Origin of the sequence: Micromonospora sp. NPDC005171 (assembly GCF_040608575.1) — a bacterium.
Taxonomy (GTDB): domain Bacteria; phylum Actinomycetota; class Actinomycetes; order Mycobacteriales; family Micromonosporaceae; genus Micromonospora.
On the sequence record NZ_JBEXIM010000010.1, the window covers coordinates 19,204 to 39,884 of the forward strand.

19 protein-coding genes are annotated in these 20,681 nt (G+C 72.7%); 7 read left to right on the forward strand and 12 right to left on the reverse strand.

What is annotated here, in order from left to right; genetic code table 11:
• Window positions 1-189 precede the first annotated feature (189 nt).
• The 6 genes from pdxT to pgsA form a co-directional block, all read right to left on the reverse strand.
• Window positions 190-795, reverse strand: coding sequence for a pyridoxal 5'-phosphate synthase glutaminase subunit PdxT (gene pdxT / locus ABZU74_RS15375; RefSeq protein WP_355423421.1), 606 nt, complete (start codon window positions 793-795; stop codon window positions 190-192).
• A gap of 106 nt (window positions 796-901) precedes the next feature.
• Window positions 902-1,819 (reverse strand): pyridoxal 5'-phosphate synthase lyase subunit PdxS, encoded by a 918-nt coding sequence (gene pdxS / locus ABZU74_RS15380; protein WP_355423424.1) that lies wholly within the window; start codon window positions 1,817-1,819, stop codon window positions 902-904.
• 150 nt (window positions 1,820-1,969) lie between these two features.
• The gene (locus ABZU74_RS15385) at window positions 1,970-2,473 is read right to left on the reverse strand and encodes a hypothetical protein (protein WP_355423427.1); all 504 of its coding nucleotides are present in this window, start codon (window positions 2,471-2,473) and stop codon (window positions 1,970-1,972) included.
• An 81-nt stretch (window positions 2,474-2,554) separates the two neighbouring features.
• On the reverse strand, window positions 2,555-3,715 hold the full coding sequence (locus ABZU74_RS15390) for a glycosyltransferase family 4 protein (RefSeq protein ID WP_355423429.1): 1,161 nt from the start codon (window positions 3,713-3,715) through the stop codon (window positions 2,555-2,557).
• Window positions 3,716-3,731: 16 nt separating this feature from the next.
• A complete protein-coding gene (locus ABZU74_RS15395) occupies window positions 3,732-4,664 on the reverse strand; it encodes a phosphatidylinositol mannoside acyltransferase (protein ID WP_355423432.1) in 933 nt (310 codons plus the stop codon).
• A 46-nt stretch (window positions 4,665-4,710) separates the two neighbouring features.
• The gene (gene pgsA / locus ABZU74_RS15400; RefSeq protein ID WP_355423435.1) at window positions 4,711-5,340 is read right to left on the reverse strand and encodes a phosphatidylinositol phosphate synthase; all 630 of its coding nucleotides are present in this window, start codon (window positions 5,338-5,340) and stop codon (window positions 4,711-4,713) included.
• Window positions 5,341-5,590: 250 nt separating this feature from the next.
• On the opposite strand from pgsA, the gene ABZU74_RS15405 reads away from it, so the two are divergent.
• Window positions 5,591-7,747 (forward strand): elongation factor G-like protein EF-G2, encoded by a 2,157-nt coding sequence (locus ABZU74_RS15405; protein WP_355423438.1) that lies wholly within the window; start codon window positions 5,591-5,593, stop codon window positions 7,745-7,747.
• Window positions 7,748-7,791: 44 nt separating this feature from the next.
• Here the strand turns inward: ABZU74_RS15405 and ABZU74_RS15410 are convergent, their stop codons facing one another.
• The gene (locus ABZU74_RS15410; RefSeq protein WP_355423440.1) at window positions 7,792-8,850 is read right to left on the reverse strand and encodes an aldo/keto reductase; all 1,059 of its coding nucleotides are present in this window, start codon (window positions 8,848-8,850) and stop codon (window positions 7,792-7,794) included.
• A 99-nt stretch (window positions 8,851-8,949) separates the two neighbouring features.
• Between ABZU74_RS15410 and ABZU74_RS15415 the strand changes: the two genes are divergently transcribed.
• Window positions 8,950-9,432, forward strand: coding sequence for a hypothetical protein (locus ABZU74_RS15415; protein ID WP_355423443.1), 483 nt, complete (start codon window positions 8,950-8,952; stop codon window positions 9,430-9,432).
• A 40-nt stretch (window positions 9,433-9,472) separates the two neighbouring features.
• On the opposite strand, the gene ABZU74_RS15420 is transcribed toward ABZU74_RS15415, so the two are convergent.
• Window positions 9,473-9,985 (reverse strand): HIT domain-containing protein, encoded by a 513-nt coding sequence (locus tag ABZU74_RS15420; RefSeq protein WP_181518504.1) that lies wholly within the window; start codon window positions 9,983-9,985, stop codon window positions 9,473-9,475.
• A 176-nt stretch (window positions 9,986-10,161) separates the two neighbouring features.
• On the opposite strand from ABZU74_RS15420, the gene ABZU74_RS15425 reads away from it, so the two are divergent.
• Window positions 10,162-10,890 (forward strand): D-Ala-D-Ala carboxypeptidase family metallohydrolase, encoded by a 729-nt coding sequence (locus ABZU74_RS15425; protein ID WP_355423445.1) that lies wholly within the window; start codon window positions 10,162-10,164, stop codon window positions 10,888-10,890.
• A 261-nt stretch (window positions 10,891-11,151) separates the two neighbouring features.
• Here ABZU74_RS15425 and thrS read toward each other — a convergent pair whose 3' ends face one another.
• Window positions 11,152-13,161, reverse strand: a complete 2,010-nt coding sequence (gene thrS, locus ABZU74_RS15430; protein WP_355423448.1) for a threonine--tRNA ligase — start codon at window positions 13,159-13,161, stop codon at window positions 11,152-11,154.
• 189 nt (window positions 13,162-13,350) lie between these two features.
• Between thrS and ABZU74_RS15435 the strand changes: the two genes are divergently transcribed.
• Window positions 13,351-14,265 (forward strand): DUF1775 domain-containing protein, encoded by a 915-nt coding sequence (locus ABZU74_RS15435; RefSeq protein WP_355423451.1) that lies wholly within the window; start codon window positions 13,351-13,353, stop codon window positions 14,263-14,265.
• Window positions 14,266-14,422: 157 nt separating this feature from the next.
• On the opposite strand, the gene ABZU74_RS15440 is transcribed toward ABZU74_RS15435, so the two are convergent.
• Complete coding sequence (locus ABZU74_RS15440) at window positions 14,423-15,343, reverse strand: ADP-ribosylglycohydrolase family protein (protein ID WP_355423454.1); 921 nt, start codon at window positions 15,341-15,343, stop codon at window positions 14,423-14,425.
• Window positions 15,344-15,416: 73 nt separating this feature from the next.
• Between ABZU74_RS15440 and ABZU74_RS15445 the strand changes: the two genes are divergently transcribed.
• Window positions 15,417-16,106: a response regulator transcription factor gene (locus ABZU74_RS15445; RefSeq protein ID WP_091401712.1), complete on the forward strand. Its 690-nt coding sequence runs from the start codon at window positions 15,417-15,419 to the stop codon at window positions 16,104-16,106.
• A gap of 29 nt (window positions 16,107-16,135) precedes the next feature.
• Window positions 16,136-17,539: a HAMP domain-containing sensor histidine kinase gene (locus ABZU74_RS15450; RefSeq protein WP_355423457.1), complete on the forward strand. Its 1,404-nt coding sequence runs from the start codon at window positions 16,136-16,138 to the stop codon at window positions 17,537-17,539.
• 220 nt (window positions 17,540-17,759) lie between these two features.
• Here the strand turns inward: ABZU74_RS15450 and ABZU74_RS15455 are convergent, their stop codons facing one another.
• On the reverse strand, window positions 17,760-18,782 hold the full coding sequence (locus ABZU74_RS15455) for an adenosine deaminase (RefSeq protein WP_355423460.1): 1,023 nt from the start codon (window positions 18,780-18,782) through the stop codon (window positions 17,760-17,762).
• Window positions 18,779-19,573 (reverse strand): trans-aconitate 2-methyltransferase, encoded by a 795-nt coding sequence (locus ABZU74_RS15460; RefSeq protein ID WP_355423463.1) that lies wholly within the window; start codon window positions 19,571-19,573, stop codon window positions 18,779-18,781. Before ABZU74_RS15460 ends, ABZU74_RS15455 begins: the two co-directional genes overlap by 4 nt.
• 83 nt (window positions 19,574-19,656) lie before the next feature.
• Here ABZU74_RS15460 and ABZU74_RS15465 point away from each other — a divergent pair, with 83 nt between their 5' ends.
• Window positions 19,657-20,640, forward strand: a complete 984-nt coding sequence (locus ABZU74_RS15465; protein ID WP_355423466.1) for an aldo/keto reductase — start codon at window positions 19,657-19,659, stop codon at window positions 20,638-20,640.
• Window positions 20,641-20,681: the final 41 nt, after the last annotated feature.

The following is a 20,681-nucleotide window of genomic DNA, read 5'->3' on the forward strand; positions in this document are numbered from 1 at the left end:
TGGAAGCCGTGGCGGGCAGATGGCCCTGCCGAATCTCCGCAATCCTACCGACGTCCCCCCGGTCGCTGTCATGCACCGCGCGCGGCACGGCAGCCCGACCTCCACGGACCAGGGCAGACGGGAAAAAACCCCGGCCGGGCGACGACCGCGGCGAGCATCATGGACAGCCGGGGGCGGTCGCCCGCCGTTTCAGGAGGCGGCGCGGACCAGGTCCACGAAGTACGCGTGCACCCGCAGGTCACCGGTGAGCTCCGGGTGGAACGAGGTGGCCAGCAGGTTGCCCTGTCGGACCGCCACGATCCGGTCGGCGGCCGGACCGCCGGCCACCACCCCGATGACCTGGACGCCGGCACCGACCCGCTCGACCCACGGCGCGCGGATGAACACCGCGTGGAACGGCTCGCCCGGCACCCCGGCGACGGTCACCGGCGCCTCGAACGAGTCGACCTGCCGGCCGAACGCGTTGCGCCGGACGGTCATGTCGATGCCGGAGAAACCCCGCTGATCGGGTCGGCCGTCCAGCACCTCGGTCGCCAACATGATCATGCCGGCGCAGGAGCCGTAGACCGGCATGCCGTCGGCGATCCGCTTGTCGATCGGCTCGCGCAGCTCGAAGATGTCGGCGAGCTTGCTCATGGTGGTGGACTCGCCGCCGGGGATGACCAGGCCGTCGACCGCGTCCAGCTCCGCCGGACGGCGGACCGGACGGGCGTCCGCGCCCGCCGCGGCCAGCGCCGCCACGTGCTCGCGGACGTCCCCCTGAAGCGCGAGCACACCGATCACAGGTGCCGTCACGTTCGCACCATTCCTCTCCGCGTCACGCTGCCCACCGGGCGTCGACCGTCACCGACCCCGCCCTCCCCGGCGACCGGTGCGGGCGGGAACGACTCACGCCGCGCGCTCACCAACCGCGCTCGGCCAGGCGGTGCGGCTGTGGGATCTCGTCGACGTTGATGCCGACCATCGCCTCGCCGAGCCCCCGGGAGACCTTGGCCAGCACGTCCGGGTCGTCGTGGAAGGTGGTCGCCTTGACGATCGCGGCGGCCCGCTGAGCCGGGTTGCCCGCCTTGAAGATGCCGGAACCGACGAAGACGCCCTCCGCGCCGAGCTGCATCATCATCGCCGCGTCCGCCGGAGTGGCGATCCCGCCCGCGGTGAACAGCACCACCGGCAGCTTGCCGCTCTCGGCGACCTCCTTGACCAGCTCGTACGGGGCCTGCAACTCCTTGGCCGCGACGTACAGCTCGTCGGCCGGCAGCGAGGAGAGCCGGCGGATCTCCTGGCGGATCTTCCGCATGTGGGTGGTGGCGTTGGAGACGTCACCGGTGCCGGCCTCCCCCTTGGAGCGGATCATGGCCGCGCCCTCGGTGATCCGGCGCAGCGCCTCGCCCAGGTTCGTCGCGCCACAGACGAAGGGCACCGTGAACGCCCACTTGTCGATGTGGTTCGCGTAGTCGGCCGGGGTCAGCACCTCGGACTCGTCGACGTAGTCCACGCCGAGCGACTGGAGGATCTGCGCCTCCACGAAGTGGCCGATGCGGGCCTTCGCCATCACCGGGATGGAGACCGCCTCGATGATCCCGTCGATCATGTCGGGGTCGCTCATCCGGGACACCCCGCCCTGCGCGCGGATGTCGGCGGGCACCCGCTCCAGGGCCATCACCGCGACGGCGCCGGCGTCCTCCGCGATCTTGGCCTGCTCGGCGTTGACGACATCCATGATCACGCCGCCCTTGAGCATCTCGGCCATGCCACGCTTCACGCGGGCGGTGCCGACGACGGAGGCGGTACCGGTGTTCGACGCGGTGTTTTCGGGCACGGGTCATCGCTCCTTGGACGTGCACTGAGGGTGGCAGCGAAAATGCTACGCGCGGTGCAACGCCGCACCGACAGCCAATCAGACCCCCGGTGGCCTGCACTGTGGCAGTGGTCACCGGCTCGTCGCGGGAGCCACGGCGGCCAGCGGAGGTCAGGCGGCGGGAACGTCCGCCGGCACCACGAGGGTCGGGTCGTCGATGTCGAAGTAGCGCGGCCACTGCCGGCCCCGCCCCATCCGCAACAGGCGCACCAGCGGCCGGCCGCGCGCCGACCGGGCGTCGCGGACCAGATCGGTGTGCACCTGTCGGGACAACGCGAGCCGACGACTGGCGGCGATGACCGCCGCGCAGTCCGGGTCGCCCGGGTCCAACTGGACGCCGCGCAACTGCCGGGTGAGGTCGTTCTCCGCCGCCTCCCGCTCGTCCGGGCTGGCGTCCAGGGCGATCCGGGCAGCCGCGTACAGCTCGACGCCGAACCGCCGCTCAGCCAGGACCGCGGCCGCCGCCGCGCGGCGCAGCAGGTGGGCGTCGAGCGCCCGGGCCGCCAGCTCCGCGCGGCCCTGCAGCCGCTCCACCCGGCCGGCGGTCCAGATGAGGTACGCCGCGACCAGCCCCACGACCACGCTCGCGGCCACCACCCACCACATGTGCGGCATCGTAGTGCTGCTCCGTTTCGTCCGATTGGGCGCGGCCGGACCGGCCCCGCCGGTCACCCCCGCACCATCCGTCACACCGGCTCAGCCCAGCCCCACCCATTCCTGGTCGATGACCCGCCCGTCGGTTGCCTCGATCGCCGCTGCGTATACCTCCAGAACGCGGCGAGCAACCACCGGCCAGTCGAAATTCGCGACCACCTGATCACCGCAGGCGCTCAGCGTGGCCCGCCCGGCCGGGTCGTCCAGCAGCTCGCCGAGCACGGCACGCAGCCCCGCCGCGTCACCGGTGGGAAAGAGCCGACCGGCCCGCCCACCGTCGAGCACCCGCCGGAACGCGTCCAGGTCACTGGCGACCACCGTGGTACCCGCCGCCAACGCCTCGGTGAGGATCATGCCGAACGACTCACCGCCGGTGTTCGGTGCGACGTAGAGGTGCACACTGCGCAGCATGCGCGCCTTGTCCGCTTCGCTGACAAGGCCGAGGAAGGTGATCCGCTCGTGCAGCTCGGCGGGGAACTGGTCGTACAGGTCGTCGGGGTCGCCCGGGCCGGCGACGAGCAACCGCAGACCGGGCCGGGTGGCGGCCAACGCCACGAACGCGTCGCGCAGCACCGGGAAGCCCTTGCGCGCCTCGGTGAACCGGCCCAGGAAGCCGAGCGTGCCGCCGGTGCCGGCCGCGCTCTCCCCCGGCCAGCCCGGCAACGGTTTGGCGTCGGCGAACTTGGCCACCGCCACCCCGTTGGGGATCTCCACGGCACCGCCGTCCATGTGCTCGACCTGCACCTTGCGGGCCAGCGCGCTCACCGCGATCCGGGCCGTGATCCGCTCCAACACGATCTGGAGCACACCCTGGGCGGCCGCCAGGACCCGCGAACGGGTCATCGCGGTGTGGAACGTGGCCACCACCGGGCCACGGGCGGAGAGCACGGCCAGCAGCGACAGACTCAACGTGAGCGGCTCGTGCACGTGCAGCACGTCGAAGTCGCCGTTGGTGATCCACCGCCGCACCCGGGCGGTCGACACCGGGCCGAACGCGATCCGGGCCACCGAACCGTTGTACGGCAGTGGCACGGCGCGTCCGGCGGACACCACGTACTCCGGCAGCGGCGAATCCTCGTCGGCCGGCGCGAGCACGCTGACCTCGTGGCCCAACGCGATCAGCGCCTCGGCGAGGTCCATGACGTGGTTCTGCACCCCACCGGGCACGTCGAACGAGTACGGGCACACGATGCCGATCCGCATGCGTCAGCCCACCTCCTCAGGCCTGGCCGGGGGCCGACGGGGACAGCGCTGTGCCCTCCCCCGACCTCGCCTGGTCCAGCCACATCCGCTGCAACATGTGCCAGTCTTCCGGATGCTGGGCGATACCCGCCGCCAGACGGTCGGCGATCAGCTGGGTCAGCGACCGGACCCGCTGGTCCAGGGGGCCCGCCTCGGGCCCCGGCACCGGCAGCGGGCCGGCCAGCGACGCGCAGGCGGCGTCCGGTTCGTACCACATCGAGGCCACGTAGAGCGGCGCGCCGGTGTGCAGCGCGAGCAGCGCCGGCCCGGCGGGCATCCGGGTCCTCGCGCCGAAGAAGTCCACCTCCACCCCTCGGGCGGAGAGGTCACGGTCGGCCAGCAGCGGCACCACCGCACCGGCGCGTACGCGATCCAGCAGCACGTCGAACGCCGGGCGCGACCCACCGTGTGTCGGCAGGATCTCCATCCCGAGGACCTCTCGGAACGCCAGGAAACGCTTGTACACGCCCTCCGGTTTGAGCCGTTCCATGACAGTGGTGATCGGCCAACCGGTGGCCGCGACCCAGGCGCCCGCAGCGTCCCAGTTGCCGGCGTGCGGCAGCGCCACCACCGCGCCCCGGCCGGCGGCCACGTCGGCCGCGAGCAACTCCGCGCCGCCGAGCCGGAAAGTGGACAGGATCTGCGACCGGCTCAACCCGGGCAGCCGGAACGCCTCCATCCAGTACCGGGCGTACGAGCGCAACCCGCGCTTGACGAGATCGTCCAGCTCGGCCTCGGACAGCTCCGGGCCGACCACCCGGCGCAGGTTCGCGCGGAGTCGGGCCGTACCCCCGTTGGGGCGGCGATGGGCGCGGTCCGCGCCCGCCTGGAACGCCGCCGCCACCACCGGCCGGGGTAGCGCACGAACCACCCGCCACCCGGCGATGTAGCCCAGCTCGGTGAGGTTCACGCGGCTCGACCGCCGGTCGTCCGGCGTCGGGCCGGCGACACGCCACTCACGCCTGGCCGTCCGGTTGGAGCTGCTGGGCCTGGCGGTAGACGTGCGCCATCCGCTGCCCCACCGTGAAGATCGACACTGCGGCGAGCAGCCAGAGCGCGATCTCCAGAGCCGGCTTCACGTTGAGGCCGGTGAGGATGCCGCCGACCCCGACGATCAGCAGCCGCTCGGTGCGCTCGGCGATGCCCACGTTGCAGGTCATGCCGAGCCCCTCGGCGCGGGCCTTCACGTAGGAGACCAGGCTGCCGGCGGCCAGGCAGACCAACGCGGCGGCCACCCCGGAGTGGTTGCCCTGCGTGGCCAGCCAGTACGCGACCGCGCCGAAGACGGCGCTGTCGGCGACCCGGTCCATGCTTGAGTCGAGGAACGCGCCGAACCTGGTGGAGCCGCCGCTCATCCGGGCCATCGTCCCGTCGAGCAGGTCGGTGAGCGCGAACAGGGTGACGATCAACGCGCCCGCGACCAGATGGCCGCGGGCACCGAAGCCGAGCGCGCCGACGAGCACACCAACGGTGCCCGCGACGGTGACGGCATTGGGGGTGACGCCCGCGCGCAGCAGGGCACGGGCAATCGGCTCGACGACGCGGGTCATCCCCGCGCGGGCCGACACTTGGAAGATCTTCGCCATGGCGGTCCCCACGATAACGGTCCGCCCAGCTCCGGCGATACGGACGGTCCCGCCGACCCGCCCGGGGGAGGCTTGTGCCTACCCGGCAACGGGTGTGAGATCGAGCCGGGAGGTGAGCCAGCTCACCCGTCCGCCCGTCCCGTTCCCGCTGTGCAGCAGACCACCGGAGGATATCGCCGCGCACTCGCCCCGGGCCGCTTCCCGTCGCGCGGCGGTCGCCACCACCACCGGCTGAGGGAGGTGCGCCCCCATGGCGCAGAAGAGTCAAGAGAAGGGTTCCACCGGCGGCACGCCGGTGGTGACCGAGCCCGAGCGGGTTCGCAACGTGGTGCTCGTCGGGCACTCCGGGGCGGGTAAGACCACACTGGTCGAGGCCCTGCTCGCGGCGACCGGCACGATCGGCCGCGCCGGCACCGTGGTCGACGGCACCACGGTCGGCGACCACGACCCCGCAGCCGTACGCCAGCAGCGCTCGGTCAGCCTGTCCTGCGCGCCACTGCTGCACAACGGCATCAAGGTCAACCTGCTGGACACTCCCGGCTACGCCGACTTCGTCGGTGAGCTGCGCGCCGGGCTGCGGGCCGCCGACGCCGCGCTCTTCGTGGTCTCCGCCGCGGGCGGCATGGACGCGGCCACCGTCGCGCTGTGGGAGGAGTGCGCCGCCGTCGACATGCCCCGCGCGGTGGCGGTTTCCCGACTGGATCAGCCCCGCGCCGACGTCGACGAGACGGTGGCGCTCTGCCAGCGCCTCTTCGGTGACAACGTGATGCCGCTCTACCTGCCGATGCTCGGCGACGACGGGGTGTCCACCGAGGGTCTGCTCGGTCTGATCACCCGCCGGGTCTTCGACTACAGCGCCGGTCTGCCCGCTGACGTCCGCGACCCCGACCCTGAGCACCAGCGGGCCATCGACGAGTCCCGCGACGAGCTGATCGAGGGGATCATCGCCGAGAGCGAGGACGAGACCCTGATGGACCGCTACCTCGACGGCGAGGAGATCAGCGACGAGGTGCTCATCGACGACCTGGAGAAGGCCGTCGCCCGGGGTCACTTCTACCCGGTGGTGCCGGTCTGCGCACAGACCGGTGTCGGGCTGGACGTGCTGCTGGAGGTGCTGACCTCCGCGTTCCCGTCGCCGCTGGAGCACGAGCTGCCGGCGGTGACCGGGGTGGACGGCTCGCCGCGTCCGCCGCTGACCTGCGACCCGGCCCGGCCCCTGGTCGCCGAGGTCGTCAAGACCACAGTCGACCGCCACGTCGGCCGGGTCTCGCTGGTCCGGGTCTTCTCCGGCACGCTGCGCCCTGACCAGACCGTGCACGTCTCCGGTCACGGCATGGCCGAACGTGGGCACCCCGACCACGACGCCGACGAGCGGGTCGGGCACATCTACACCCCGCTGGGCGCGACCCTGCGCGAGGTGTCGGCCTGCGTGGCCGGCGACCTCTGCGCGATCACCAAGTCGGGCAGCGCCGAGACCGGCGACACCATCTCGACCAGGGACGACCCGCTGCTGATCGCCCCCTGGGAGATGCCGGAGCCGCTGCTGCCGGTGGCGATCGTCGCCCGAAGCCGCGCCGACGAGGACGCCCTGGCCCGCAATCTCGCACGCCTGGTCGCCGGCGACCCCACGCTGCGGCTGGAGCGCAACCCGGAGACCCATCAGCTGGTGCTCTGGTGCATGGGCGAGGCACACGCCGACGTGGTGCTCGACCGGCTGCGCGCCGGCGGCGTCGAGCTGGACACCGAGCCGGTCAACGTGTCGCTGCGCGAAACCCTGACCGTGCCCGCGAAGGGGCACGGTCGCCACGTCAAGCAGTCCGGCGGCCACGGCCAGTACGCGGTCTGCGACATCGAGGTCGAGCCGCTGCCCCGCGGCAGTGGCTTCGAGTTCGTCGACCGGGTGGTCGGCGGCGCGGTGCCGCACAACTACATCCCGTCCGTGGAGAAGGGTGTCCGCGCCCAGCTGGAGCGCGGGCTGGTCGCCGGGCACCCCGTGGTGGACCTGCGGGTGACCCTGGTCGACGGCAAGTCACACAGCGTCGACTCCTCCGACGCGGCCTTCCAGACCGCCGGCGCGCTGGCACTGCGCGACGCCGCCGAGCGTGGCCAGCCGGCCCTGCTGGAGCCGATCGACGAGGTCACCATCCGGGTTCCGGACGGCTCGGTGGGCACCGTCATGGGTGACCTCTCCGGTCGACGCGGCCGGGTGCTCGGCACCGAACCGGACCCGGACACCGAGGGCCGCACCCTCGTCCGCGCCGAAGTGCCGGCCACCGAACTGCTTCGGTACGCCGTCGAGCTGCGCTCCATGACGGCCGGCACCGGCACCTTCCGCCGCCACTTCGTCCGCCACGACCCGATGCCCGCCCACCTGGCCGACCAGACCCGCAAAGAACAACTCCCCTAACCCCTGATCCGCCCCGCCCCGCCCCGCTCCGACCCGCCCAGTGGTTACGGGTGGACTGTGGGGTGGGTGGGGCGGGGCCAGTGTGGGCGGTCGGCGTCGCGGAGAGCGGCGGTGCGGACGGCGGCGAGCTGACGCTCCACCTCGACGAACTGGTCCGCCGGCAGCGGGCCCCAGTGCAGCGCGGCGGCGTTCTCCTCGACCTGGGCGACCGTACGGCAGCCCGGGATCGGGATGGTGCGACCGCTGCGCGCCCAGATCCAGCCCAACGCGCCCTGGGCGAGGGTGCGACCGTCGGCGGTGAGCGCGGCACGGACCGCGCCGACCCGGCGCAGCCACTCCGGCGCCGGTCGGCCGCCCCGGAACCACTCCAACCAGCCCGGGGCCAGCCCGCGTACGTCGTCGCGGGGCAGTGTCGACCCGGCCGAGTACTTGCCGGTGAGCAGCCCCATTCCGAGTGGGCCCCGGTTGACGCTGGCCAGGTCGTACTTGTCGCACACGGCGAGCAGGTCGGGGGCGTCGCGCAGCACCGACAGCGCGTGCTGCACGGCGGTGGCACCGGCGGCGGCGTGCCCGAAGGCGGCGGCCCGGTCGGGGCGGTCGGTGCTCCACCCGTACGCGCGGATCAGCCCCTCCGCCACCAGGTCCTCGCAGGTCCCGATCAGCGCCTGCGCCCTGGGCACCGGCAGGTCGGCCAGGTGCAGCTGATAGAGGTCGATCCGGTCGGTGTTCAACCGGCGCAGCGAGGCGGTCACGGCATGGCGCAGGTAGCCGGGTGACGCGTCCTCGCCGGTGGCCTGCCGAGCGGCCTCGTCGAAGGTGTAACCCCACTTGGTGGCGATCACGGCGTCGTCGCGGCGACCGGCGAGCGCCCGACCGAGCACCCGCTCACCGTGCCCAGCCCCGTACGTGTCGGCGGTGTCGAAGAGGGTGATGCCCTCGTCGAGTGCCCGGCGTACCGCACGCACCGACTCGTCGTCGTCGACCGCGCCCCAGCCCAACGGCTGGGTGCCCTCCGCCCAGGGTCCGCCGATCGCCCAGCACCCCATGCCGAGGGCGCTGACCTCGATGCCGCTGCGGCCCAACGTCCGTGTCGTGACTGCCATCGGCCGATCGTGCCACCTCCACCGGGCCGGGGCGTAGCAGATCCGACGGCCGGACACGCGGGTGCAGGGAGACGATCACCGTGCGGCATGATCAAGGCCATGCGACGGCTCGGTGTGGACATCGGCGGAGTGATCATCGAGCCGGCCGACGACGACGCGGACACGTCGTTCTTCGGCGCGCACTACCTGCGTACACCGGCCGTCGTCGGGGCGTTCGACGCGCTCGCGGCGATCGGCCCGGCGTTCGACGAGGTGCACCTGGTGTCCAAGTGCGGGGAGGCCACCGAGCGGCGGACCCGGGAGTGGTTGGCCCACCACGACTTTCCGGCCCACACCGGCATCCCGATCGAGCGGGTGCACTTCTGCCGCACCCGACCGGACAAGGCCCCGATCGCTCGACGCCTCGGCCTGACCCATTTCGTGGACGACAAGCTGGAGGTGCTCGGCTACCTCGACTCGGTGCCGCACCGCTTCCTGTTCCGGCCCCGCCGGGCCGAGGTCGCCGCACACGCCGCGCTGCTGGCCCGCGTACACCGGGTGCAGGGCTGGTCGGAACTGACCCCGCTGCTGCGCGCCATTTGACCGGACCGGCGCGGACGCCGCGCGGCGCGGCCGGCGGCGGTCAGGACGGCCAGGCGCGGGCGAGCAGGTCGCGGGTGTCGCCGAGCAGCTGCGGCAGGACCTTGGTACGGCCGATCACCGGCATGAAGTTCGCGTCGCCGCCCCAGCGCGGCACCACGTGCTGGTGCAGGTGCGCGGCGATGCCGGCACCGGCCACCCCGCCCTGGTTCATGCCCAGGTTGAAGCCGTGGGCGTTGCTGACCTTGCGGATCACCCGCATGGCGGTCTGGGTGTACGACGCCAGCTCGGTGGTCTCCGGCACGTCCAGGTCGGTGTAGTCGGCGACGTGCCGGTAGGGGCAGACCAGCAGGTGCCCCGGGTTGTACGGGTAGAGGTTGAGCACCACGAAGACGTGCTCGCCCCGGGCCACCACCAGGCTCTCCTCCGGGGGCAGCTGGGGCCCTCGGCAGAACGGGCAGCCGGTGGGCTTCTCGTAGCCCTCGGCCGGGCGGTCCTCGCCGGAGATGTAGGTCATCCGGTGCGGCGTCCAGAGCCGCTCCAGGCCGTCCGCCATGCCGTCGCTGTCCGTGTGCCGTTCCGCCCCTGTCACGAGCCGATCCTACGGAGCCCCGTGGACACGCCGCGACACCCACCGTCAGGAAAACCGGCACTGCAAGTTCTTGACGGATCAATGCCAAGGCCTGAAACTTCCATGCATCCACGTACTTCCATTCATTGATGGAGGGCTACATGTTCCGACGGCTCGGCAGGTTCCTCGCGGCACTTGCGCTGACCGCCGCCACCACAGTGGCCGGCGTCACCCTCACCGCCGGCGCGGCCCAGGCGGACGGCTGCTACACCTGGGGTCGCACCCTCGCCCAGGGAGCGTCCGGCGAGGACGTCCGACAACTCCAGATCCGGGTCGCCGGCTACCCCGGCTACGGCGCGGTGCTGACCCTCGACGGCGCGTACGGCCCGGCCACCCGATCGGCGGTGATCCGCTTCCAACAGGCGTACGGCCTGCCCGCGGACGGCATCGCCGGCCCACAGACGTTCAACCGGCTCTACGCCCTCCAGGACGACGACTGCACCCCGGCCAACTTCAGCTACCCCGAGCTGAACAAGTGCAACAGCGACTGGTCCGGCGGCGCGGTCTCGGCGGCCACCGCCCGGTTCAACGCCCTCGTCTCGATGTGGAAACTCCAGGCCATGCGGCACGCCCTCGGCGACGTGTCCATCGCGATCAGCAGCAGCTTCCGCAGCTACGCCTGCAACAGCGCAGTCGGCGGCGCGTCGAACAGCCGACACCTGTACGGCGACGGGGTGGACCTGGTCGGATCCCCGTCGTTCTGCCGGCTGGCGCAGCAGGCCCGCTACCACGGCTTCGGCCAGATCCTCGGCCCCGGCTACCCGGACCACAACGACCACACCCACGTGGCGGCGGTCGGGGGCTGGTCAGCGCCGAACTGCGGCATCTGACACCCGGCGCCCCCTCCAGGCGCCGCCCCCTCACGCCGCCCCCGGGGCGATGATCGCGGCGCCTCCGGGGCGATGATCGCGCTCGAACATGGAAGTAGTGGCCTCGAGCATCGGGGAGGCCACTACTTCCTGGATCGAGCGCGATCATGCGGCGCGCGGGCCACGTCGGCGGCCACACGGGCCACGTCGGCGGCCACACGGGCCACGTCGGCGGCCACACGGGCCGCGATCATGCGGGGCGCGGGCCGCGCGGTGGTCCCGCTACTCGGCGGCGGCGGAGGGGCCGATGTTGGTCCGTGAGCTGACCACGTCCAGGACGTGGGTCACCGCCTCGGCGATCGGCACGCCGTTGCGCTGGGAGCCGTCGCGGTAGCGGAAGGAGACAGTGCCGGCGGCCACGTCGTCGTCGCCGGCGATCACCATGAACGGGATCTTCTGCTGCTGCGCGGTGCGGATCTTCTTCTGCATCCGGTCGTCACCCGCGTCCACCTGGGCCCGGATGCCCTCGGCGCGCAGCGCCGCGACGAAGCCGTGCAGGTAGTCGGTGTGGTCCTCGCGGATCGGGATGCCCACCACCTGCACCGGCGCCAGCCAGGCCGGGAACGCCCCCGCGTAGTGCTCGGTGAGCACCCCGAAGAACCGTTCGATCGACCCGAACAGCGCCCGGTGGATCATCACGGGCCGCTGGCGGCTGCCGTCGGCGGCCTGGTACTCCAACCCGAACCGCTCCGGCTGGTTGAAGTCGACCTGGATGGTGGACATCTGCCAGGTCCGGCCGATCGCGTCGCGCGCCTGCACGGAGATCTTCGGCCCGTAGAACGCCGCGCCGCCCGGGTCGGGCACCAGCTCCAGACCCGAGGTCTCGGCGGCGGTCCGCAGCGCCTCGGTGGCCTCCGCCCAGTCCTCGTCCGCGCCAATGAACTTGGGCGAGTCGTCGCGGGTCGACAACTCCAGGTAGAAGTCGTCCAGCCCGTAGTCGCGCAGCAGGTCCAGCACGAAGCTGAGCAGCGTGGACAGCTCGCCGGCCATCTGCTCGCGGGTGCAGTAGATGTGCGAGTCGTCCTGGGTCAGGCCACGGACCCGGGTCAGGCCGTGCACGACGCCGGACTTCTCGTACCGGTAGACCGTGCCGAACTCGAACATCCGCAGCGGCAGCTCACGGTACGACCGCCCCCGCGACCTGAAGATCAGGTTGTGCATCGGGCAGTTCATGGCCTTGAGGTAGTAGTCCGCGCCCTCCAACTGCATGGGCGGGAACATCGTGTCCGCGTAGTACGGCAGGTGCCCGGAGGTGTGGAACAGCTGCGCCTTGGAGATGTGCGGTGAGTTGACGAACTCGTACCCCGCCTCCTCGTGCCGCCGCCGCGAGTAGTGCTCCATCTCGCGGCGAATGATGCCGCCCTTGGGGTGGAAGACCGCGAGACCCGAGCCGATCTCGTCGGGGAAGCTGAACAGGTCCAGGTCCGCGCCGAGCTTGCGGTGGTCGCGTCGGGCGGCCTCCTCCAACAGCTTCAGGTACGCCTTGAGCTCGTCCCGGGTCGGCCACGCGGTGCCGTACACCCGCTGTAGTTGGGGGTTCTTCTCCGACCCCCGCCAGTAGGCGGCGGCGGAGCGCATCAGCTTGAACGCGCCGATCAGTCGGGTGGTCGGCAGGTGCGGGCCCCGGCACAGGTCCGACCAGCAGACCTTGTCCTCCTTGGCGTCGAGGTTGTCGTAGATGGTCAGCTCGCCGCCGCCCACCTCCATCACCTCGTCGGTGTCCAGACCCTCGCCCTTGACCTCGATCAACTCCAGCTTGAACGGCTCGTCGGCCAGCTCGGAGCGCGCCTCGTCCAGGCTGCCGAAGCGGCGACGACGGAACCGCTGCCCGGACTTGATGATCTCCTGCATGCGCTTCTCGAGCTTGCTGAGATCGTCGGGCTGGAACGGCTTGTCGACGTCGAAGTCGTAGTAGAAGCCGTTCTCGATGGGCGGGCCGATGCCCAGCTTGGCCTCGGGGAAGATGTCCTGCACGGCCTGGGCGAGGACGTGCGCGGTGGAGTGGCGCAGCACGTTGAGCCCGTCGGGTGAGTCCAGGCTGACCGGCTCGACGACGGTCTCCTCCGCCGGCGCCCAGTCCAGGTCGCGCAGCTGACCCTGCGGGTCACGGACCACGACGATCGCCTTGGGGCCGTTCGCGGGCAGTCCGGCCGCGGCCACCGCGTCGGCCGCCGTCGTCCCGGCGGCGACGACGACGGGGTCGGCCACGGCGGGGGTACGGGGTGCGGACACGGTGACTCCTCCAAGTGGTACGAAACGCTGCCGATCCTCGGCTCCTGCCGATGCTATCGGTCGCCCCGCCCCCGACCGGGAACGGCACCTTCCTTACCGCCGACGTTGAACCTTTCGCGCCTCGCAGCCGAACTAGAAGGTGTGGCCGGAAACCGGTGCCGGCCGCGTCGACACGGATGGGGGCACGAGATGGCGAGCACGTACGGCGGTGGCCGTCGGCGGCGGATCGTGGCGGCGACCGCGGTGACCGCCGCCGGGCTGCTGCTCTGGCCTGGCACGGCGTACGCGGCGGACGTGACGACCACCCCGACCGAGGCCCGGCAGGGCGACGCCGTACGGCTGGAGTTCAGCGTTCCGGAGGAGCGGCCCGGCACGAAGACCAACCAGATCGAGGTACGGCTGCCGACCGACGCGCCGATCGCCGAGGTCTACCCCATGTCGGTGAACGGCTGGGCGCCCCGGATCAGCTCCCGCACCCTGGACAAGCCGGTGGCCGGCATCCACTCCACGGGGGTGAGCACGGTGACCACCGCGGTGACCTGGGTCCGGGTCGGTGCGGGTGAACCCGGGCCGGCCCGGTTGGCGCTCTCCATGGGGCCCATGCCGCAGGCGGAGCGGCTCACCTTCGAGGTCGTCCAGACGTACGCCGACGGCACTGTGGTCCGGTGGGCGGACGCCGCCGGTCCGCACCGGGCCCCGGCGCTCACCCTGCTGCCGGCGGCGCCCGGCGCGGCGGGTCCGGCCGCGCACGGCGGCGGGCACGGCGGCCCGGCGGCTGGCGCACCGGCTGCTGCGAACGGCGGGGTGGGCGCCGCGCCGCCAGCCCGGGCGGGTGGCGCCGACGAGGAGTCCGGCAACGCCGACGGGATGCTGGCCGCCGGCCTGCTGGCCGGGCTGGGCGGCGGCGCGGCGATCGGCTGGCTGGTCAGCCGGTGGCGCCGACGCGACCCGGACGAGGTCACCGCGCTCGCCGAGGTGACCGGCGGCCCGGACCAGGCCGCGACGCGCGACGAGGCCGCGACCCTGGCCGAGATAACCGGGCGGGCGGACAGGACCGCAGATCCCGCCGACCCGCAGCCCACTGTTTCCGCGGCATCGCGGTGATCCACTCGGGTTCCCGGAAACCGTGGCATCCCGACCGCCCCGACAGCCCGATTTAGCGGTGATCCACTCGGGTTCCTGGAAACCGTGGCAACCAGGCCGCGCGGACGCCCCGATCTGCAGGAAGCCGAGTGGATCGTGGGAAGGGCGACACAGGTGATCAGGGCACCCAGGTAGGTAGCGGCTCGCGGGCGGCCAGCCACTCCTCGGGCACCCCGCCCGGGGTGCCGACGCCGGTGTGCGCCGCCACCACCGCTCCCGCGATGGCGGCAGTGGTGTCCACGTCCCCACCGGCCCGTACGCACGTCTCGATGGCCGCCGGATAGTCGTCGAGGTGGGTGGCGGCCACCCAGAGGGTGAACCCGACGGTGTCCTGGGCGGTCACCCGGGAGCCGTTGCCGAGCGCCGCCACCACCCGGGGCAGCGGTCGGCCCAGCAACCCGGCGGCCCGGTGTACGCCCCGATGCACCTCGGTGCCCGGGTCGAGCGCGGCGGCGATCCCGGCGAGCAGCCGCTCCGGGGCCGGCCGGTGCCCGTCGAGGCGGGCCCGGGCGGCCAGCGCGGCGGCGACGGCGACAGCGACCGCCCCGGCGATCCCCTCCGGGTGCGCGTGCGTCACCTCGGCGGAGGCATGGGCCTGCGCCGCGGCGCGTGCTGTCGAGTCGGCGAAGTACGCGCCCAGCGGGCCGACCCGCATCGCCGCGCCGTTGCCGCAGGAGCCCTGCCCGTCGAAGGCGGAGGCGGCGGCCAGCGGCCACGGGGTGCCGGTACGGATCAGCTCCAGGATCAGCATCGCGCCCGCGCCGTAGCCTCGGCCCGCCGTACACCGCTCGGCGAAGGAGAGGGCCAGCCGGTCCCTGTCGATGCCACCGGAGTCGGCCAGCTGGGCGACGACCGAGCAGGCCATCTCGGTGTCGTCGGTCCATTCCCACGGCGCCGGGGGCAGCGCGTCGGCGGCGAGGTCCACGGGCGCCGGGGCCGGCAGGAAGTACTGCGCGCCGAGCGCGTCGCCGGTGGAGAGACCGGCGAGGCTGTCCCGGGCGAGGGCCAGGCGGGCATCGGCGAACAGGGTGAACGACATCGTCGTACCAGCTTGCCCGGTCGCCAGGCACGCCGCAACGCGATCAACTTGCCAGGCCAAGTACGGTCTTGTCGTGGCCTCCGTGCTCCTGGTCGAAGACGATCACGTCGTACGCGGCGCGATGCTGCGGTCCCTCACCGACCGGGGGCATGCCGTGCACGCCGTGGGTACGGCGTTGGACGCCCTGCGTCGGGTCGCCGCGGAGACACCCGACCTGGTGGTGCTCGACCTCGGCCTGCCCGACCTGGACGGCTCGGACGCGCTGCGGATGCTGCGCGGCATCACCGACGTGCCGATCATCATCGCCACCGCCCGCGACGACGAGCAGTCGGTGGTCAAGTTGCTGCGCGCCGGCGCCGACGACTACATGGTCAAGCCGTTCACCGGGGCGCACCTGGACGCCCGGATCACCACAGTGCTGCGCCGGGCCGGCCGGGCCAGTCGGTCCGTGCAGCCCGCTGTGCACAGCGTCGGCGGGCTGCGGGTGGACGTGGGTGAGCGCAGCGCGCAGCTCGACGGGGAGCCGCTGGCGCTGACCCGCAAGGAATTCGACCTGTTGGCGTATCTCGCCGCACGACCTGGGCGGGTAGTGTCCCGCCGGGAACTCTTGGAGGAGGTATGGCGGCAGCCATCGGTCGGCGAGGATCAGACCATCGACGTTCACCTGTACTGGCTCCGCAGAAAGATGGGCGAGTCCGCGGCGAAGCCGCGCTACCTGCGCACCGTGCGGGGGGTCGGATTCCGGCTGGTGGCACCGGACTGAGGACGGCGCTGGCCCTGCTGACGGCCGGCATGTGCAGTCTCGTCGCGCTCGCGTTCCTGATCCCGCTCGGGCTCAGCCTGCGGGAGCAGAGCCGGGACGAGGCGATCGCCGACGCGGCGCGGCGCAGCGCGCTGGTGACCGGCGCGCTGGCGGTGAGCACCGACCCGGCCGTCGTCGAGCGTGCCGTGGTGGCCAGCGCCGAGGGCGCCCCCACCCGACCCGTGGTGCACGGGTTGGGGTTGGACGAGTCCGCTGGTCGGGCCAGCGGCAGCGACCTGGAGCGGGCCCGCTCCGAGCGCCAGTCGTTGGTCGTCGACGTCGACGGGGGTGTGGCCCGGCTCGACCCGGTCGTCCTCGGTGACCGGACGGCAGTGGTCGAGGTGTTCCTGCCGGACTCGACGCTGGGCGAGGGCGCCGGCGGCACCTGGCTGCTGCTGTTCGCGGTCGGTGCGGCGATGGCCGGCGCGGCGGTGCTGGTGGTCGACCGGGTCGCTGCCCGCGCTGTGGACTCGACCCGGGGTCTGGTCAAGGCCGCGCTCTCCATCGGCGACGGCGACCTCGGCGTACGCGTCGAGCCGACCGGTCCGCGCGAGCTCGCCGAGGCCGGGTACGCCTTCAACCGGATGGCGGACCGGCTGGACGCCGCCCGCACCGACGAGCGGGAGTTGGTGGCCGACCTGTCGCATCGTCTGCGTACCCCGTTGACGGTGCTGCGCCTGGACGCGGAGGCGTTGGAGTCGGACGACACGAGCGTGGGTTCGTTCAGCCCGGCGGAGTTGGACCGGCTGCGGGGGATCCGGCGGATCCGGCAGGCGATCGTCACCCTGGAGGGTGAGATCGACGTGCTGATCAAGACCACCCGTAAGGCGGTGGCGCACGAGGCCGGGCCGGCCATGTGCGACGTCAGCGAGGTGGTCCGGGACCGGATGGTGTTCTGGGCGGCCCTCGCCGGCGACCAGAACCGGCCGCACCGGGTCAACGGCGCGCAGTTGCGCATCCCGGCGCCGGTGCCGCGGGCCGAACTCGCCGCCGCGCTGGACGCGGTGATCGGCAACGTCTTCCGCTACACCCCGCAGGGCACCGCGTTCGAGGTGGCCGTGTCCCGGCGCGACGGTTACGTGGCGATCCGGATCGACGACGCCGGCCCCGGCATCGCCAACCCGGACCGGGCGTTGCGCCGGGGGACCAGTGACCAGGGCTCGACCGGGCTCGGCCTGGACATCGCCAAGCGGGTGGCGTTGCAGGCCAACGGCTCGGTGAGCATCGACCGCGCCCGGCTGGGCGGGGCCAGCGTGGTGATGCTGCTCGCCGACCCGGAGGCGACACCCCGGCAGGTCAGCCGCTTCGGTCTGGTCGGTCGGATGGCCCGCGACGCCCGCGACACGAAGGCCAGCGGCCGCCGCTGGCCCCGCCAGCGCCCCACCGACGACTGACCCGGCCGAACCCGGGGGGTTGTGCGCCGGCGCAAGTCTTCCTTAGATCGCGGTTAACGACCGCGTTGGACAGGTCGCGGGCTGACAGGATCAGAGCACGAACCCACCAGTTCCACCGGCCGAGCGCACCCCGCACCCAAGGCCGGTGGAGCCGCGCGCGCGGCGGGAGTCACAGGTCCCCCCACACCCACGCTCCCGCCGCGCGCCCTGCTCAACCGGCTCAGCCGGCGGTGGCGAGGTACGCGTCGATCTGGTCGAGGATCCGCTGCTGGCCGGCGGGGTCGAGGAAGGACGCGGTCACCGCGTTGCGGGCCAGCCCGGCCAGCCCCTCGGCGCCGACCCCGAGCAGACGGGCCGCCACCGCGTACTCGTCGTTGAGTGTGGTGCCGAACATCGGCGGGTCGTCGGAGTTGATGGTGACCAGCAGCCCGGCCTCGACCAGTTGCGGCAGCGGGTGCTCGTCGAGGGTGGCCACCGCTCTTGTGCGGACGTTGGACGTCGGGCAGATCTCCATCCCGATCTGCCGCTCGGCCAGGTACGCGAGCAGCTGCGGGTCCTGCGCGGCGGAGATGCCGTGCCCGATCCGCTCGGCGCCCAGCTCGTTCAGCGCGTCCCAGACGGTCTGCGGCCCGGTGGTCTCCCCGGCGTGCGGCACCGAGCGCAGGCCGGCGGCGCGCGCCTGGTCGAAGTACTGCCGGAACTGCGGTCGGGGTACGCCGATCTCCGGGCCGCCCAGGCCGAAACTGACCAGCCCGTCCGGGCGCTCGTCCAGGGCGATGCGCAGTGTCTCCTCGGCTGCCGGCAGGCCGGCCTCGCCGGGGATGTCGAAGCACCAGCGCAGCTCGATGCCGAAGTCGGCCAGGGCGCGCTTGCGGGCGTCCTCGATGGCCTCGCAGAACGCCGGCGCGGGAATGCCCCGTCGGACGTGCGAGTACGGGGTGATGGTCAGCTCCGCGTACCGGACCTGTTGGCGGGCCAACTCCCGGGCCACCTCGTGGGTGAGGATCCAGACGTCCTCCGGGTCGCGGATGAGGTCCACGACGCTCAGGTAGACCTCGATGAAGTGCGCGAAGTCGCGGAACTCGAAATAGGCGGCGAGCGCGCCCGGGTCGGCCGGCACCGGGGTGCGCCCCTCGTGGCGGGCGGCCAGCTCGGCGACGATCCGGGGCGAGGCGGAGCCGACGTGGTGCACGTGCAGCTCCACCTTGGGCAGGCCGGCGATGAAGGTGGGCAGGTCGGTCACTTGTTCTCCTGGGCATGGTCGCCGGTGCGGGCGACGACGAAGACGCGGCGGAACGGGAAGTACACCTGACCCTGCCGCACCGGGTACGCCGCGCTGAGCCGTACTCCCAGCTCGGCCCGGAAGGCGGACCACCCGGCGGCGTCCAGTGCGGCCCGGACCGGGCGCAGCGCGGTGCCCTCCATCCAGGCCAGCACCGGGTGCTCGGCGGTGGGTCGAGCCGGCAGCAGGTGCACGTAGGTAGTCTCCCAGGCGTCCACCGCGCAGCCGGCGGCGGTCAGCAGCGCCGCGTAGTCGGCCGGGTCGTCGACCGGGTCCGCGCGCAGCAGCGGGGCGACGTCGGCCCGCCAGGTCGGCCGGTTGGCGACCTCCCGCAGGGCGCGGTGCGAGTCGGCGGCGAAGTTGCCGGGCACCTGCATGGCGAGCCAGGCGTTGGCGGGCAGCGCGGCGGCCCAGCGGCGCAGCAGTTCCTGGTGGCCGGGGACCCACTGCAGCGCCGCGTTGCTGACCACCACGTCCTCGACGCCGGTCGGACGCCAGTCGCGCAGGTCGGTGACCGCGAAGTCGACAGGCGCGCCGAGGGCCTCGGCCCGCTCGATCATCTCGGGTGACGAGTCGAGGCCGAGCACCCGGCTCGTCGGCCAGCGCTCGGCGAGGACGGCGGTGAGCTGGCCGGGGCCGCAGCCGAGGTCGACCACCGTCCGGGGTCGCTCGGCCGGGACCCGGGCGAGGAGGTCGTGAAACGGCCGGGACCGCTCGTCGCCGAAGCGCAGGTAGGTCGTGGGATCCCACATGGTCGCCTCCAAAACCGTACGTCCGTACTGCTGAAGGTACGGCTCGCGTGGCAGGGTGGCAACCCGATCACTAGGCTCGGGGCATGGAACAGCGCAGCTTCAACCGGCTCGGCCGGACCGTTGGCGCGGTCGGCCTGGGCGCGTGGCAACTCGGCGCCGACTGGGGCACCGTCAGCGAGGACGACGCCATGGCGGTGCTCGCCGCCGCCGTGGACGCCGGGGTCACCTTCCTCGACACCGCCGACGTGTACGGCGACGGCCGCAGCGAGCAGCTGATCGGCCGCTTCCTGCGCACCCGACCCGACGCCGGGCTGACCGTCGCCACCAAGATGGGCCGCCGCGTCGAGCAGCGGCCGGAGGCGTACACCCTGGCCAACTTCCGGCGGTGGACCGACCGCTCCCGGGCCAACCTGGGCATGGACACCCTGGACCTGGTCCAGCTGCACTGCCCGCCCACCGAGGTCTTCTCCTCCGACGAGGTCTTCGACGGCCTGGACACCCTCGTCGCCGAGAAGGCCATCGCCGGGTACGGGGTCAGCGTCGAGACCTGCGACCAGGCCCTCACCGCGATCGCCCGACCGGGGGTGGCCAGCGTCCAGATCATCCTCAACGCGGTGCGCCACAAGCCCCTGGAGCGGGTGCTGCCGGCCGCGGCGGCGGCCGGTGTCGGCATCATCGCCCGCGTGCCGCTCGCCAGCGGCCTGCTCTCCGGCCGCTACGACGAGCACACCGAGTTCCCCGCCGACGACCACCGCAACTACAACCGGCACGGCGCAGCCTTCGACGTCGGCGAGACGTTCTCCGGAGTCGACTTCGACAGAGGTCTGGCCGCCGTACGCCGGCTGGCCCCGCTCGTCGACGCGGACCGCACGATGGCGCAGTTCGCGCTGCGCTGGGTGTTGGACCAGGCCGGCGTCACAGTGGTCATCCCCGGTGCCCGCGACGCTGACCAGGCCCGACGCAACGCCGCCGCGGCGACACTGTCCCCGCTCACCGAGGCGCAGTTGGCTGCCGTACGCGCGACCTACGACGAGCTGATCCGCCCGCAGGTGCACGACCGGTGGTGACCCGCGCGCCCGGGATGCTCGCGTCGTGCCGCCGGGCCGGC